Source organism: Thioclava sp. NS-SX20 (assembly GCF_057380695.1).
On record NZ_CM170816.1, the window covers coordinates 764054 to 779820 of the forward strand.

Consider the following 15767-nt stretch of genomic DNA (forward strand, 5'->3'; position numbering starts at 1 on the left):
GTGGTGTTTCAGGCGGTCGCGGCCTCTGCTGCCAGAAGCCGGATCCGCTCGACCATCGCGCGCAGCCCGTTCGAGCGCTGGGCGGAGAGATGGTCATTCAGCCCCAGACGGGCCAGTTCGGCCTCGGCATTGGTGGCGGTGACCTCGGACACGGTCAGGCCGGAATAGAGCGCGTGCAGAATGGCGATCAGCCCCTGAACGATCATCGCATCCGACTCACCTTGGAAATTGAAACGGGCCTCGGGGCCGGTGCCCTCGATCCGCGGCAGCAGCCAGACCTGACTGGCGCAGCCCTCGACCTTGGTTGCAGGCACTTTCACGGCATCGTCAAGATGGGGCATCTCCTTGCCCAACTCGATCACATGGCGATAGCGGTCTTCCCAATCGTCCAGAAATTCGAATGTATCGGCGATTTCTTCAAAAGCTTCGCTGGCCATCTTCCCACTCCGCAGCCTGTTTCTTGGCTTCTACCTAGACCCAGTCCGCGCAAGGGTCCAGTGCCGCCTTTTCAAAGCCCGCGCGATAGGCTAGGGAAAAGAAGATCAAGTGCCGGAGAGACCATGAGAAAACCGTTCCTTGCTTCGCTTGCCATCGTGCTGGCCCTTTCCGCCTGTGGCAGCATCCGCGAAAGCCGTATGAATCCGTGGAACTGGTTCGGTTCTTCGACCGAAAAGACGTCCACGCCGAGCCTTGCGCCGAAAGGCGGATATGCGGCGGCGCTGGCCGATAACCGCAGCGTTATCGCGCAGATCACATCGCTGGAAATCCGCAAGACCTCGGCAGGGGCAATCGTCGAGGTGACGGGCCTGCCGCCGACACAAGGCTGGTGGGATGTCGCGCTGATTGCGGAAAATGACGGGCGTCCGGTCAATGGCGAGATCCATTATACGATGGTCGGCTATCCGCCTTCCGCCGAGAGCGCCGAGGCCCACCGTGCCGGCACGGTCGGGTCGCGCCAGATCACCGCTGCGGCCTATATCGACAATTTCAAACTGGCCGATGTGCGTCGGGTGACCGTCACCGGTGCCTCGAATTCGCGCAGCGCAAGCCGCTAGGGTCCGGAGGCGGGCTGTTAAGGCTTGCCAGTTCCTGACGGATGGATAGCCTCCTGTGGATCGCAGGAGGTTTTTTCATGTCGCATCTTCTCTTGGCCTATATCGCCTATTTTCTGGCGGTCGCCAGCCCCGGCCCGAGCACATTGGCGATCATGGGGGCCGCGATGGGGTCGGGGCGGCGGACGGCGCTGGCCCTTGCTGCGGGGGTGGTCAGCGGCAGTCTGGTCTGGGCCGGTCTTACGGCGCTCGGGGTGGGGGCGCTGCTGATGGGGGCTGCCCGGCTTCTTTGGGGGCTGAAGATTCTGGGCGGGCTGTATCTGCTGTATCTGGCATGGAAAACCCTGCGGGCGGCGGCCGGGCAGGGCGCGGTTGCCAGTCTCCGCCCGCAGAGCTCTGGGCAGGCCTACCGGCGCGGGCTTCTCCTGCATCTGACCAATCCCAAGGCGATCCTCGGCTGGGCTGCAATCTTTACGCTTGGAGTGCCGGAAGGGGCGGGGGCAGGCGATATGGCCTTGCTGTTTGCGGGCTGCGCGGGGCTGGGGGGCTGCGTGAATTTCGGTTATGCGCTGGGGGTTTCCGCAAGCCTCGTGGTCGCGCGCTATCAACGGGCCAGGCGTTTGATTGAAGGCGCGATGGCGGCCGTGTTCGCCGCTGCGGGGCTACGGCTGCTGCTCTTGCGTTAAGCTGGCGCACAAGTCCCCGTCGTCGTATGTCCGGATGGGGGAACGCTTGCCGCCGCAAGATCAGAGGGGCAGCCTTTGTCACCATTGCACAAAGCTGCGCCAAATGGAAACGGGGCGCCGCCGGACAGCGCGCCCCGTATGTGGTCCTGTAATGGTGCCCTGAGGCCGGTCTTACAGCGTGACCAGCTTCACATCGCCATTTTCAGCCGAAAGCGCGATTTTGCCTTGGGCAAGACGCAAGGCATCTTCGCCGAAAACCTCGCGCCGCCATCCCGAAAGCGCGGGCACATCGCGCTTGCCTGCGGCGATATGGTCCAGATCGGAGGACGAGGCGATCAGCTTCGGCGCCACCCCCGTCTGGTTCGATTTCGCCTTCAACAGCACCCGCAAGAGATCGGCCAGAGCGGAATCCACTTGCAGATGGTCGTTGTCGCTCTGCACCTTGGGCATCTTGTCGGCAGGAACGGCAAGCCCTTCCTTGACCGCGGTGATGATCCCTTCGGCAATCTCGCCCTTGCGGGCCTCGCGCAACAGGAGCCGCGATTTTCCCAGATCATCAAGGCTCACGGGCTTGGTCGAGGCCAGTTCCAGCAGCGCGTCATCCTTGAAGATCCGCGAGCGCGGGATATTGCGGTTTTGCGCAAACCCTTCGCGGAAACGCGCCAGCTCGCGCACGACCGACAGGAACTTGCCCGAATGGGTGCGGGTCTTCACGCGCAGCCACGCATCCTCGGGCCGGGTGATATAGGTTTCGGGGTTGAGCAGAATGCCCACCTCTTCTTCAACCCAAGGCGCACGACCGGATTTCTTGAGCTGCTTGGCCAGAAACTCGTAGATCACCCGCAGATGGGTCACATCGGCGATGGCGTAATTCTGTTGTGCCGCACTCAGCGGACGGCGCGACCAGTCGGTGAAGCGCGAGGTCTTGTCGAGAGACTGCTTGGCGATCTTGCGCACCAGCGTCTCGTAGCCCACCTGTTCGCCAAAGCCGCAGACCATCGCGGCCACCTGCGTGTCAAAGAGCGGGTCGGGGAAGACCTTGGCATCGGTAAAGAAGATTTCCAGATCCTGCCGCGCGGCATGGAACACCTTCACCGTCGCCTTGTGGCGGAAAAGGTCGTAAAGCGGCTCGAGCGAGATACCCTTGGCCAGCGGGTCGATCAGCGCCGCGCGCCCCTCGACCCCGTCATGGTTGGGCAGCGCCATCTGGACAAGGCAGAGCTTCGACCAATAGGTGCGTTCGCGCAGAAACTCGGTATCCAGCGTGACATAGGGTTCCGCCTTTGCGGCTTCGCAGATCTCTGCAAGCGCTTCGGTGGTCGTGATGATATCCATAGCAGGCCTTGTCTGATTGTGCGGGCTCATCCCGCTGGGTCTGGTTGCACGGGACGTTTCCCGCAGTCACAGTGTCTTTAGACCCGCCTAGGGGCTTTGGGAAGAGCTGGCAGGACCAAGCCGCGCTGTTCGCGGCATGCGGGGCTCAGTTTGCCCGCAAAACCTGCGTTGGATCGTATTCATAGATCCAGTCATATTTGCCGATCAGAAGATCCGGCGCGAATTTCGAGACCGCGCGAATCCCCAGATGGCCGATCACGCGGCTGATCCCCGACAGGTGGTAATTGCGCGCATTCTTGTTGGCGGCCTCGACAATGGCGCGGCAACGCTCGATCCGTGCGGTCTGATAGGCGGCAAAAGCCACCTCGTCCTCGTTATGCAGGGCAAGGGCCTGTGCCAGAATCCATGCATCCTCCAGCCCCATATTCGCGCCCTGTGCAAGAAAGGGGAGGGTGGGATGCGCCGCGTCACCCAGAATCGCACAGCCCGGACCAAACCAGCGCGCGGCGACAGGGTGGCGGAACAGGCCCCAAAGATAAGGCTCTTCGACCTGTTCAAGCCAGCCCCGCACCTCGGGGCAGAAGTCCTCGAAGGCCACCCGTAATGTCATGGCGTCATCGCGGATATGCCAGCTTTCCTCGGCCCAGCGTCTACGTTCTTCCACGGCAACGATATTGCGCATGCCGTTTGACAGCGGATAGCTGACCAGATGCTTTTTGGCCCCCATGAAGACGCGGGCGATGGGCGTGGTGTCGCCCGTCATCGGCACCATCGCCCGCCAGGCCACCTGATTGGTGAAAAAGGGTTTCGCCTCGCCATTCAGGGCCATGCGCAGTTTCGAGTGCAGCCCGTCTGCACCAAGAACGGTGCCGGGGCGGGCCATATGCCCGTCGGCGAAATGCAGCGTCGGCCCGTCGGGGGAAATCTCGACGCGTTCGATTTTCTCGCCCAGCCGGATCTCGACCCCTGCATCAATGGCGCCTTGGGCCAGTACATCGACCAGATCGGGGCGGCGGAGGAAATGGTAGGGGGCTTCGGGGCGGCGGGCAGCCATATCAAGCCGTGTCACGCGCTGGCCGGTTTCGCCGTTGAACAGCTCGACCGCCTGCAGCCGGGGGCTTGTCCTGCACAGGCCTGCGCCTAGCCCCAGTGCCTCGATCACCCGCATGCCATTGGGCGAGATCTGCAAGCCCGCGCCGACCTCTGCCAGTTCGGGGGCCTGTTCAAGCACCGTGACCCGCGCGCCATGCATCGCCAAGGCGCGTGCAAGCGCCAAACCCGAGATGCCCGCCCCAAGGATGGTGAACTCTCTGCCGACCAGCATGTGAACCTCGCCCTCATATATGCAACCACCGGCACGGATGATCCATGCCGGGGTGCGGATACTCAGACAACATTAACCAGATACCCGCAATGCAGAAAAGCCATTGGCAGATGCAAGCAGGCCGAAAAGACAAAAAAACGCAGGCAAAGCCCACGCCCGTTAGTCGTCGCGATGAACCCGCTCACGGCGCTCATGGCGCTCTTGGGCTTCCAGCGTCATCGTTGCGATGGGGCGGGCATCAAGACGTTTCAGCGAGATCGGCTCGCCGGTCTTTTCACAATAGCCGAACTCGCCTTCATCAATGCGGCGCAGTGCGGCATCAATCTTGACAACCAGTTTGCGCTGGCGGTCACGGGTGCGCAGTTCCAGTGCGCGATCGGTTTCTTCCGACGCACGGTCTGCCACATCGGGCACGGATCTTGCGGAATCTGCCAGACCTTCGAGGGTCTCTGCGGATTGTGCGAGAAGCTCGTGTTTCCAATTCATCAGCTTGCGACGGAAATATTCCAGTTGACGATCGTTCATGAACGGCTCGTCTTCAGCCGGGCGATAATCATCCGGAAGAAAGATCTCGGGTTTCATGACTGGCCTTTCTATGGTGCCTGACCCTTTGTTAGTTCGGGAAACATGCCCCTGAGCGTGGCACGATTCCTTGCCGCCCGAATACCTGACCAAAGACTGTTTGTCACGTCTCTGCGTATCTGCCTGCTTATTTTAAAAGCTATGCTTATTTTTTGTGCAAAAAGTCTTTTTCTTGCGGCCAAAACGGCGGCAGAATAGGGTGGTCAAGGCCGCCATCAGGGAAATAATCATGCAATTCCAATCTACCGAAAGCTATATCGCGCCTGCGGATCTGACCGTGGCCGTCAATGCGGCCGTGGCGCTGGAGCGCCCGCTGCTGGTCAAGGGCGAACCCGGCACCGGCAAAACGGAGCTTGCGCGTCAGGTGGCACAGGCGCTGGGGATGGACATGATCGAATGGGGGATCAAATCCAGCACGCGCGCGCAGCAAGGGCTTTACGAATATGATGCCGTGTCGCGGCTGCGCGATAGCCAGCTTGGCGATCCGAAAGTCAGCGAGATCGGCCATTACATCCGTCATGGCAAGATCTGGCAGGCCTTTGCGGCCCCCGAGCGGGTGGTGCTGCTGATTGACGAGATCGACAAGGCCGATATCGAGTTCCCCAATGATCTGTTGCAGGAACTCGACCGGATGGAATTCCATGTCTACGAGACGGGCGAGACCATTCGCGCACGTCATCGCCCCGTGGTCATCATCACCTCGAATAACGAGAAAGAGCTGCCCGACGCCTTCCTGCGGCGCTGTTTCTTCCATTATATCCGCTTCCCCGACCCCGAGACGCTGGCCAAGATTGTCGAGGTGCATTTCCCGCAGATCAAACCCAAGCTGCTGGCCGAGGCGCTGACGCGGTTTTACGAGATCCGCGAGACGCCGGGTTTGAAGAAGAAACCCTCGACCTCGGAAGTGCTGGACTGGATCAAGCTTCTGCTGATCGAGGATCTCGCCCCCGAAGATCTGAAAGCGGACGGGGGCAGCCTGTTGCCGAAGCTGCATGGCGCGCTTTTGAAAAACGAACAGGACGTGCATCTGTTCGAGCGGTTGGCCTTTGCGGCGCGTGGCAGGCGCTAAGCGGGCAAAGAAAAGGGGCCGCGACGGCCCCTTTTGCTGTGTGGATATTTCCGGGCGGAGCGCGCCGTTATTGCAGATAGGGCATCGGGTCGACGCTCTCGTAGCCTTGGCGTACCTCGAAATGCACAAAGCCCGGATCGTTCTGACGCACTTTGGCAATGGTCTGGCCGCGCTTGACGGTGGCATCTTTCGACACCGCGATATTGTCGATATTGGCATAGACCGTCAGCAGGCCATCGGCATGGCGCAGAACAAGGATCGGCACCTGCTCGGTATCTTTGGTGATGGCGGCAACCGTGCCATCGGCTGCTGCCTTGACGGGCGTGCCGGGCGCGGCAGAGATATCCACCCCGTCGTTTTTCTTTTTCACATAGGGACGGATGATCGACCCGTTGACCGGCATCAGCAGGCGCGACGAACTGGAGGCGGTGACCTGCTTGCTGAGATTGGGCACAGCAGAGGTATCCACAGGGGCCGAGCCGGGGGTGGTTTTTTGCTGCGGCAGCGGTTCGGCGGCCGAGGGCGGGGTGGGCGTCGCGCTGCCCTGACCGGGCTTGCTAGTGGTGGCTTGCCCCGATTGGCTGGGCAAGGCGGTCGGGATCAGCAGATACTGGCCCTCATGCACGCTCATATCCGACGGCAGCCCGTTCCAGTCGGCCAGCGAGCGGACCGAGACGTTGTAATAACGTGCAATGGAATAGGCGGTCTCGCCACGGGCCACGCGATGGCGTACCGGCTCGGGCCCTGCGGGCTTGCCGGCAACCGGCGCGCTGGCTTTGGGGGGCGCGCTGGCGGTCTGGCCCGATTGCGAGCGGTCGATGGCATTGGAGGCCAGCGAGGTGATGTCAATGGTGTCCGCCCCGCCGCTTGCGGTTGCGCCCGCGCCGGTATAACTGCCCGAACCGGCAGGCTCTTGCACGCGGCTGGGCAGGACAAGCACGGCCCCCTGATTGAGCACGGTATCGGTGCCGATGGCATTGTAACGCGCCAGATCATTGGCATTGACGCCCACGCGCGCGGCCACGCTGGCCACCGTATCGCCACGGCTGGCGACCGCGACCTGATAATTGGGATAGGAGATGATGCCGCGCGTGTCCGATTGCGGACGCGGCGCGGTGGCACGTTGGGCCGCATCGCTGGTATCGAAGCCGATCTGGGAGTATTTGCGCAGATCCGGATCGAAATTGCCGGACGGCATACAGGCGGCCAGCGCAACTGCGGAACCGCCCAGCATCAGAAAGGTTGCAAGACGGGGGCGTCTGTAAGATGTCATCGGCGCTTCTTCCTCATTGGTTCCTATTCCCTCTCGGGTCGTTTTAGCCTTTGGGTCGGGAACCGCAACCCGGCGGGCCTTATTCGTTTGCAAGCCCCTCGACCAAGGGCACGAACCGCACGGAACGCAGTTCTTCGTAGTCGAAGCCGGTTTCAAGCCGCCGGACGCGGATCAGGCTTTGGACCGTGTCGGACTGGCCGACAGGCAGCACCATGATACCGCCCGGCTTGAGTTGCGACAAGAGGGGCCCCGGCGGGTCTTCGGCGGCGGCTGTCACGATGATACGATCAAAGGGGGCCTGATCGGGCAGGCCAAAGCTGCCATCGCCGGTAATGGCGACGATATTTGACAGATCCATCTCGCGGAACAGCTCTTCGGCATCGCGCACAAGCTGCTTGTAGCGGTCGACGGTATATACGCGGCGTGCCAGCCCCGACAGGATCGCGGCCTGATAGCCCGAGCCCGTGCCGACCTCCAGCACCGTATCGCGCGGGCCGATCTCTAGCGCCTGCGTCATCAGCCCCACGATCGAGGGCTGGCTGATGGTCTGGCCGCAACTGATCGGCAGCGGCATATCCTCATAGGCGCGCTCGGCAAAGATCCCCCGCACGAAGCGCCCGCGGTCGATCCGTTCCATCACCTTCAGCACGGCCGCATCCGTCACCCCGCGCGAGCGGATCTGGAACAGAAAGCGCATCTTGCGCTCGGCCTCTTCCTCGGACGGGGTCATTCGATGGCCGTCTTCAGGCTGTCGAGCACGTCATGTGCGGTCAGATCGGCGCGCATGGGGGTGACAGAGATATACCCTTCGAGATTGAGCGCGGCATCGGTGCCGGGGGCGGTGGCGGTATGCTGCGGGCCGCCCTTGACCCAGAGGAACTTTTTGCCCGAGGGCGAATGCGTGGCCTCGGTGGTGAAGAAACTGTCGGTGCGATAGCCCATAGGCGCGACCCTGGTCCCTGCCACATCGGCCCCCGCGACCGGCGGGAAGTTGATGCTGTAGAACACACGATAGGGGCCGTCATCCCAGATGCCCTTTTCCCACAGCTTGCGCACAAGGGCGGGGCCATGCTGGCGGGCGGCGTCAAAGGGGTCGTCGAGGCAGTTGGTGCGCGGCCCCATGAACTGGCTCAGGCCAATGGCGGGAATGCCTTGCAGCGCGCCCTCCATCGCCCCGCCCAGCGTGCCGGAATAAAGCGCGTTTTCAGCGGAGTTATTGCCACGATTGACCCCCGAGAGGATCAGGTCGGGACGGCCATCGGTGAGCACATCATAGAGGCCGGCCAGCACGCAGTCGGCGGGGCTGCCTTCGACGGCAACGCGGCGGGGGCCCAGCTCGGCCGTGAGCATGGGGCGCGAATAGCTGATGCAATGGCCGACCCCCGATTGTTCGAAGGCAGGAGCGACGGTCCAGACCTCGCCGGTGGGACCGGCAAGGCTTTCCGCGATCTCCTGCAAGACAGCAAGACCTGCCGCATTTATCCCGTCATCATTGGTAATGAGAATGCGCATCGCCTCTGTCCCCCGGTTCTATCTGTGCCTCCGGTGATAACGTGGGCATCTCAGGCGGTAAAGCGCCCACACCCTAGGGGGCGGGCGGAAAGCTTGCGGGGCGTTGCAACATCGCCGCAATGCGGTTTGTGCCGCCCTGACGGGGGGCGCGTTCCGGGCCTGTTGTGCGGGGCAGGCGCATGGGACGGCCTGTCTCAGGCGGTCGCGGTTTCGGGCAGCAGCAGATCCAGCAGGCGGGCGGCCTCGTCACGCGGACGGGCGAGGGGGGCGCGGTCCTCGCCGGGGAAGAAGCGGGCGCGCAGTCCGGTGGGCATCGGCTTCGGCGCCAGAATGGTGACCTTGGGGCCGATGCTGTCATTCTCGGCGGCCCAAGAGCGCACAAGCGCCATTTGAGCGGCTTTGGTCGCCCCGTAGGTGCCGAAGAATTTCTCGCCGGCATGGCAATCGTCGAAGAAGACGGCCTGTCCGTTGCGGGCGCGCAGCAGCGGCTCCAGCATCGGGATCAGCATTGCCGTGGTGGTCAGATTGACCGCGATGGCGGCTTCCATGTCTTTTTGTGCGATATGGCCTGCGGGGCTGAGCGGTGTGCCGTGGATCGCGGTATGGCACCACAGGTCGATCCCGCCCCAGCGGTCAGCCACCGACTGGCCCAGATGTTGGGCCTGTGCCGGATCTTTCAGGTCGAGGGGGGCAAGCGTGGCCTGACCGCCCTGCGCCTGAATGCGGTCGTCGAGATCTTCCAGCCCGCCAACGGTGCGTGCCACGGCCATGATGTGATAGCCGCGTGCGGCAAGACCTTCGGCAAGGCCTGCCCCCAATCCACGTGAGGCACCGGTGATCAGGGCGAGTTTCTTGCCCGTGCTGTGGTCTGTCATGGGGCGGTCCTTCTTTTGGGCCCCGTGGCAGTACGGGGGCAGTACGGGGGGCGGTCTTGGGTGGTGTCGGAGGCGCTGTGCCGGAGGGGGGCGGTTTCCTGCGCGCCATCGAGGCCCGCAGGAAACCGGTCGGGGTCTTCGCCCCCTCCGGCGCAGCTTCCGAAAGATATGCATGCGAAAAGGCCGGGAAATTCCCGGCCTTTCCATGATCTGTATCAAATGCAGCTTTGAAGCTTAGCGGGTTGCGACATCGGTATAGTCGCGCGCGGTCGCACCGGTATAGAGCTGGCGCGGACGGCCGATCTTGCCGGTCGGATCCTCGATCATCTCTTTCCATTGCGAAATCCAGCCGATGGTCCGCGACAGCGCGAAGATCGGGGTGAACATCGCGGTCGGGAAGCCCATCGCCTCGAGGATGATCCCCGAGTAGAAATCGACGTTGGGATAGAGTTTTTTCTCGATGAAATACTCGTCTTCCAGCGCGATTTTCTCAAGCTCTTTGGCCACTTGCAGCAGCGGATTGTTTTCCACGCCCAGAAGGCCCAGAACCTCGTCCGCCGATTCTTTCATGACCTTCGCCCGCGGGTCGAAATTCTTGTAGACGCGGTGACCGAAGCCCATCAGCTTGAAGGGATCGTTCTTGTCTTTCGCACGGGCGATGAATTCCGGAATGCGGTCCACGGTGCCGATTTCGCGCAGCATTTCCAGGCAGGCCTGGTTTGCGCCACCATGCGCCGGACCCCAGAGGCAGGCGATGCCGGCTGCGATACAGGCGAAGGGGTTCGCCCCCGAAGAGCCCGCCAGACGCACGGTCGAGGTCGATGCGTTCTGCTCGTGATCGGCATGGAGCATCATGATGCGGTCCATCGCCTTCGCCAGCGCCGGTTCCACGTGATAGGGCTCTGCCGGAACGGCGAAGCACATATGCAGGAAGTTCGACGCGTAATCGAGATCGTTGCGCGGATAGACGATCGGCTGACCGATCGAATATTTATAGGCCATCGCCGCGATGGTCGGCAGTTTGGCGATCATGCGGATCGCGGCCACTTCACGTTGCCACGGATCGGTGATGTCGAGGCTGTCGTGATAGAAAGCCGACAGGCCGCCCACAACGCCGACCATCGTCGCCATCGGGTGGGCATCGCGGCGGAAGCCACGGAAGAAGTTGTTGATCTGCTCGTGCAGCATCGTGTGACGGGTCACGCGATATTCGAAATCTTCCATCTGTGCCTTGTTCGGCAGTTCCCCGTAGAGAAGCAGGTAGCAGGTTTCGAGATAATGCGATTTCTGTGCAAGCTGTTCGATGGGATAGCCGCGATACAGAAGCTCGCCCTTATTCCCATCGATATAGGTGATTGCGGATTCACAAGACGCGGTCGAGGTGAAGCCCGGGTCATAGGTAAAGACGTCAGCCTGCGCATAGAGCTTGCGGATATCAATAACATCCGGGCCTGCTGCTGGGGAGAGTACGGGGAGGTCGTAAGACTTCCCGTCCAGGGTGAGCGTCGCCGTTCTATCAGCCATTGGGTTCCCTTTCGTAATGCCGGCTGGGCCGCGCCGGTCGTTGTTATCCGGTCGAGCCGGAAGGTGGCCCGGCCTCAGGCCACCTGATCCTCAAGCCTCGCCACGGTCTCGTCTCGACCGAGGGTCAGCATCATATCGAATACACTAGGGCTCACTGAACGCCCTGCCAGAGCCGCGCGCAAGGGGGAAGCGAGCTTGCCAAGCCCCATTTCATGCGCCTCTGCAACAGATTGTACGATGGCCTCCAATTCCTCTCGCGTCCAGCTAGCATTTTGCAACTGCGGCGTCAATTCTTTCAGAATACCACGGTATACCGGATCAAGCGCCTTTTGCGATTTCTCATCCAGCTCCAATGGCCGTTGATTGAGGATAAAAGACGCTTTTTCAATGAGTTCCGGGAATGTCTTCGCACGATCTTTCAGGCAGTACATTGCGCGGGTCAGATCGTTTTTCTGTGCGTCGCTGAGCAGAGGTTGTTTTGCCGCCTCCAAATAGCCGTCAATTTGAGCAACAATATCGGCATCATCCATCACGGCGATATGCTGGCCGCAGATATTGGCCAGCTTCTTGAAATCGAGGCGGGCCGGCGATTTGCCGATTCCGCCCAGATCGAACCATTCACGCGCTTGCGCATCCGTGAAAAACTCATCGTCGCCGTGGCTCCAGCCAAGCCGCGTCAGATAGTTGCGCATCCCTGCCGCCGGATACCCCATCGCCTGATACTCTTCCAGACCGACCGCGCCGTGGCGCTTGGACAGTTTCTTGCCATCGGGGCCGTGGATCAGCGGAATATGCGCAAAAGTCGGAACCGCCCATTCCATCGCGTTATAGACCAGCATCTGGCGGGCGGTATTCGTCAGGTGGTCATCGCCACGGATGACATGCGTCACGCCCATATCATGATCATCCACCACAACCGCCAGCATATAGGTGGGCGTACCATCCGAACGTAAACAGATCATGTCATCGAGCTGGTCGTTACGGATCGTCACATCGCCCTGAACGGCATCATGGATCACCGTTTTGCCTTCCAGCGGTGCTTTCACGCGGATCACGAAGGGCGCGTCGGGATGGGTCGCGGGGTCGGCATCGCGCCAGGGGCTGCGGAACAGGGTCGATTTGCCCTCGGCTTTGGCGGCATCGCGGAAGGCCTGGATCTCGTCCTGGCTGGAGAAGCACTTATAGGCGACACCGCGGGCCAGCATCTCGTTGGCGACCTCGGCATGACGGGGGGCGCGTTCGAACTGGCTGATCGGGTCGCTGTCGAAATCGAGCCCCAGCCAGTCCAGCCCCTTCATGATGGCAGCGGTCGCCGCATCGGTCGAGCGCTCCCTGTCGGTATCCTCGATCCGCAAAAGCACCTTGCCGCCCATATGGCGCGCATAAAGCCAGTTGAAAAGCGCCGTGCGCGCGCCCCCGATATGCAGATAGCCGGTCGGCGAGGGGGCAAAACGGGTGACGATCTGGTCGGACATCTTGAGGGCCTTTCGAGGCGCCAGAGGCGCGCATTAAGCATTTGGAAACCATGTTCGCAGAGCCTGTGCGCCATAGCTTCCCGGGTTTCTTTGCGTCGATGAATAAGAGGCATGGCCCGGAAGGACAAGGGGCACGGACAAGAGGCACGGACAATGGTCATGGCGGGCGCTTCCGCAATCCGCAGAGATGCGCCTTGGTTTTTCGGGGGAGGACGGTCGCGATGAGTGAGGTTTTGCCGCAAGATCATATGGCTGCCGCCCGTGTCTCATGGCTTGGCATATGGGCTGCGGGACGGGCTGTGCGCCTGATGCAGGCCTATGCCGAGATCCTCCTTTGGGCACCGTTGGCGCTGGCGTCGGGAATCGGGGCGTGGTTTGCGCTGCTGTCGGAGCCGGGGCCATCTGCCTATATATTGGCGGCGGGGCTTATGGTCTGCGCGCTGGCCGCCAGAAGGCGGCTGCCGATGGTGGCATGGTTTCCGGCGGCCTTTCTAGGGCTGATGGCGCTTGGGTTTTGTATGGCGGGGCTGCGGGCGCATCTGGTGCAAGCGCCGGTGCTGTCCTTCCGGTATTACGGTACGGTGGAGGGGCGGGTGCTCGGGCTGGATCGCAGCGCGGCGGACCAGCCCCGATTGTTGCTCGATCAGGTGCGGCTGGACCGTGTCGCCCCCGAGGCCCTGCCCGGACGGGTGCGGGTGTCGCTACATGCCGCGCAGGGTCATCTGGATCTCCGGCCGGGGCAGCGTGTCATGCTGACGGCCCATCTGATGCCGCCCCCGCCACCCGCTGCGCCGGAGGCGTTCGATTTCCGCCGTATCGCCTTTTTTCAGGGGCTTGGTGCCGTGGGCTACAGCCGCGTTCCGGTGATGCTGATTGCTCCGCCACAGGCTGCGGACCTGCTGGCCAACCGTTTGCGCGACCGGCTGTCACAGCTGATCCGGGCCCGCGTTCCGGGTCAGGCCGGTGCCATTGCCAGCGCCATTCTGACGGGGGATCGCTCCGCGCTGTCGCAAGAGACCAACGAGGTGATGCGCAACGCCAATATCTATCATGTGGTGGCGATCTCGGGGCTGCATGTCGGTCTGGTGACGGGGTTGGTCTTTGGCTTCGTGCGGTTCTGTCTGGCGGCACTGGGCCGGCCTGCGCTTTTATGGCCCGCGCGCAAGATTGCCGCCGTGGTGGCGCTTCTGGCCGCTACTTTCTATCTGTGGCTTTCGGGGGGGCAGGTCTCGACCCAGCGGGCATGGGTGATGGCAGCGGTGATGCTGGGGGCGGTGCTTTGTGACCGCCGCGCCCTGAGCCTGCGCAATGTCGCTTTGGCGGCGATCGTCATCTTGCTTGTCACCCCCGAGGCCCTGCTCAATCCCGGCTTCCAGCTGTCCTTCGCGGCCACGACCGCGCTGATTGTCGGGTTGGGGGCATGGACGCGCCACACGAAACGCCTGCCGAAGCTGATCCGTGCGCCGTTGGGGTTTGCGGTCAGCTCGCTGATTGCAGGGCTGGCGACCGCGCCCCTGACCGCAGCCACGTTCCATCGGGTGGCCGATTACGGGCTGGTGGCCAATCTGCTGGCCGTGCCCGCGATGGGGCTGATCATCATGCCGGCGGGGCTGATTGCATTGGCGCTGGCCCCTTTCGGGCTGGCGGCGCCCGCGTTCTGGGTGCTTGGCCTTGGCACGGGCTGGCTGTTGGGGGTGGCGGATATGGTGGCCGGATGGCCCGGATCGGTGACCGCCGTCAAAGCCCCGCCCGAGCAGGTGGTGGCGCTGATGGGGGGCGGGGCGATGCTGTTTGTGCTGTCGCGTCGAACGGGCAGGGTGCTGGCGCTGGCGCTGCTATGTCTGGCGGCGCTGCGCTGGTCTGCCAGTCCGCGTCCGGCGCTGATCGTGGCCCCCGAGGCCGAGCAGGTCGGGCTGATGACACCGCAGGGGCGCGCCCTTTCGCGCGATGGGGCCGGATTTGTGGCGGGTGTCTGGCTGGATGCCGACGGGGATGTCGCGCCGGTTTCCGAGGCTGCGGCACGTCCGGCCTGGGCTGGTGAGGGGGGCGTGCGTGTGGCGCATTGGCAGGGGCGCGATCTGGTGCATCTGACAGGCAAGGCCGCGTCGGACCATCTTGCCTCCTATTGTCATGCCGGTGCGTTGATCGTGATTGCGGCAGCTTTGCCACAAACGCGGCAGGCAGCGCCCGAGGCATGCACGATCTGGGACAGAACGCGTCTGGCACAGACCGGCGCGGTCTCATGGGATCAGGCAGGATCGCTGACCACGGTCAGCGACAAGGTCGGGCGCAGGCTCTGGACCGCGCCCAAGGCGTTTCAGTAGCTGCGGATCAGACCGACCAGACGGCCCTGCACACGCACCTGATCGCCGCGTAGCATGCGGGTTTCATAGGCGGGATTGGCGGCCTCCAGCGCAATCATGCCGCTGCGGCGGTAGAATTTCTTCAGCGTCGCCTCGGTTTCATCCACCAGCGCCACGACAATCTCGCCATTCTCGGCGGTGGATTGTTCGCGGATCACGACGATATCGCCGTCATTGATGCCCGCCTCGATCATGGAATCCCCGCGCACTTCCAGCGCGTAATGGCGTCCCGCCCCCGCCAGCATCGTGCCCGGAACGGCCACGTGATGCGAGACTTCCGAGATCGCCTCGATCGGCACACCCGCCGCGATCCGGCCCATAACGGGCAGTTCCAATGCGTGGATCGCCTCGATTTCCATCGCCTGTGAGGGGCGTTCGGGCCGCCCGCCTTCAATCACCGAGGGCGAGAAGCCGGATTTGGAAGCCTCGTTCTTTTCCAGGGTTTCCGGCAGTTTCAAAATCTCGATGGCCCGTGCGCGATGCGCCAGACGCCGGATGAAGCCGCGTTCTTCCAATGCGGTGATCAGCCGGTGGATGCCCGACTTCGACCGCAACTCCAGCGCATCTTTCATTTCGTCAAACGAGGGCGGCACCCCATCCTGCTGCAAACGATGGTTAATGAAATTAAGCAATTCCAACTGTTTGCGGGTCAGCATCCGAGTCTCCGGCCAAAAAAATCGCGCATGTCAAGGCATGT

At 62.5% G+C, this 15767-nt stretch carries 15 protein-coding genes; 4 read left to right on the top strand and 11 right to left on the bottom strand.

The genetic code is table 11. The annotated features are described in order from the left end of the window. Positions 1–8: 8 nt before the first annotated feature. A complete protein-coding gene (locus AC2ISB_RS03915) occupies positions 9–437 on the bottom strand; it encodes a SufE family protein (RefSeq protein ID WP_339106998.1) in 429 nt (142 codons plus the stop codon). A 123-nt stretch (positions 438–560) separates the two neighbouring features. On the opposite strand from AC2ISB_RS03915, the gene AC2ISB_RS03920 reads away from it, so the two are divergent. Together AC2ISB_RS03920 and AC2ISB_RS03925 are read left to right on the top strand one after the other, a co-directional pair. Then, the gene (locus AC2ISB_RS03920; protein WP_339106999.1) at positions 561–1055 is read left to right on the top strand and encodes a hypothetical protein; all 495 of its coding nucleotides are present in this window, start codon (positions 561–563) and stop codon (positions 1053–1055) included. Between the two features lie 77 nt (positions 1056–1132). After that, entirely contained in the window at positions 1133–1738 is a 606-nt protein-coding gene (locus tag AC2ISB_RS03925; RefSeq protein WP_486576202.1) for a LysE family translocator, read from the top strand. A gap of 171 nt (positions 1739–1909) precedes the next feature. Here AC2ISB_RS03925 and rnd read toward each other — a convergent pair whose 3' ends face one another. From rnd to dksA, 3 genes are all read right to left on the bottom strand, one after another. Continuing rightward, a complete protein-coding gene (gene rnd, locus AC2ISB_RS03930; protein ID WP_339107001.1) occupies positions 1910–3073 on the bottom strand; it encodes a ribonuclease D in 1164 nt (387 codons plus the stop codon). 145 nt (positions 3074–3218) lie between these two features. Further along, positions 3219–4397 carry an FAD-dependent monooxygenase gene (locus tag AC2ISB_RS03935; RefSeq protein WP_339107002.1) on the bottom strand — a complete coding sequence of 393 codons (1179 nt, stop codon included), beginning with the start codon at positions 4395–4397 and terminating at the stop codon, positions 3219–3221. A gap of 159 nt (positions 4398–4556) precedes the next feature. Continuing rightward, positions 4557–4979, bottom strand: a complete 423-nt coding sequence (gene dksA / locus AC2ISB_RS03940; RefSeq protein WP_339107003.1) for an RNA polymerase-binding protein DksA — start codon at positions 4977–4979, stop codon at positions 4557–4559. Positions 4980–5208: 229 nt separating this feature from the next. On the opposite strand from dksA, the gene AC2ISB_RS03945 reads away from it, so the two are divergent. Further along, on the top strand, positions 5209–6048 hold the full coding sequence (locus AC2ISB_RS03945; protein WP_406736800.1) for an AAA family ATPase: 840 nt from the start codon (positions 5209–5211) through the stop codon (positions 6046–6048). A 67-nt stretch (positions 6049–6115) separates the two neighbouring features. On the opposite strand, the gene AC2ISB_RS03950 is transcribed toward AC2ISB_RS03945, so the two are convergent. From AC2ISB_RS03950 to gltX, 6 genes are all read right to left on the bottom strand, one after another. Next, positions 6116–7321: a peptidoglycan DD-metalloendopeptidase family protein gene (locus tag AC2ISB_RS03950; RefSeq protein WP_406736799.1), complete on the bottom strand. Its 1206-nt coding sequence runs from the start codon at positions 7319–7321 to the stop codon at positions 6116–6118. Positions 7322–7400: 79 nt separating this feature from the next. Continuing rightward, entirely contained in the window at positions 7401–8051 is a 651-nt protein-coding gene (locus AC2ISB_RS03955) for a protein-L-isoaspartate(D-aspartate) O-methyltransferase (RefSeq protein WP_486576205.1), read from the bottom strand. After that, the gene (gene surE, locus AC2ISB_RS03960) at positions 8048–8833 is read right to left on the bottom strand and encodes a 5'/3'-nucleotidase SurE (RefSeq protein ID WP_406736798.1); all 786 of its coding nucleotides are present in this window, start codon (positions 8831–8833) and stop codon (positions 8048–8050) included. Before surE ends, AC2ISB_RS03955 begins: the two co-directional genes overlap by 4 nt. A 194-nt stretch (positions 8834–9027) precedes the next feature. Further along, complete coding sequence (locus tag AC2ISB_RS03965) at positions 9028–9708, bottom strand: SDR family NAD(P)-dependent oxidoreductase (RefSeq protein WP_339107007.1); 681 nt, start codon at positions 9706–9708, stop codon at positions 9028–9030. Positions 9709–9942: 234 nt separating this feature from the next. Then, positions 9943–11232, bottom strand: coding sequence for a citrate synthase (locus tag AC2ISB_RS03970; protein ID WP_339107008.1), 1290 nt, complete (start codon positions 11230–11232; stop codon positions 9943–9945). 74 nt (positions 11233–11306) lie between these two features. Then, on the bottom strand, positions 11307–12707 hold the full coding sequence (gene gltX, locus AC2ISB_RS03975) for a glutamate--tRNA ligase (RefSeq protein WP_339107009.1): 1401 nt from the start codon (positions 12705–12707) through the stop codon (positions 11307–11309). A 221-nt stretch (positions 12708–12928) separates the two neighbouring features. Here gltX and AC2ISB_RS03980 point away from each other — a divergent pair, with 221 nt between their 5' ends. Then, positions 12929–15031, top strand: a complete 2103-nt coding sequence (locus tag AC2ISB_RS03980) for a ComEC/Rec2 family competence protein (RefSeq protein WP_486576208.1) — start codon at positions 12929–12931, stop codon at positions 15029–15031. On the opposite strand, the gene lexA is transcribed toward AC2ISB_RS03980, so the two are convergent. Beyond that, a complete protein-coding gene (gene lexA / locus AC2ISB_RS03985; RefSeq protein WP_339107011.1) occupies positions 15025–15726 on the bottom strand; it encodes a transcriptional repressor LexA in 702 nt (233 codons plus the stop codon). The genes AC2ISB_RS03980 and lexA overlap by 7 nt on opposite strands. Positions 15727–15767: the final 41 nt, after the last annotated feature.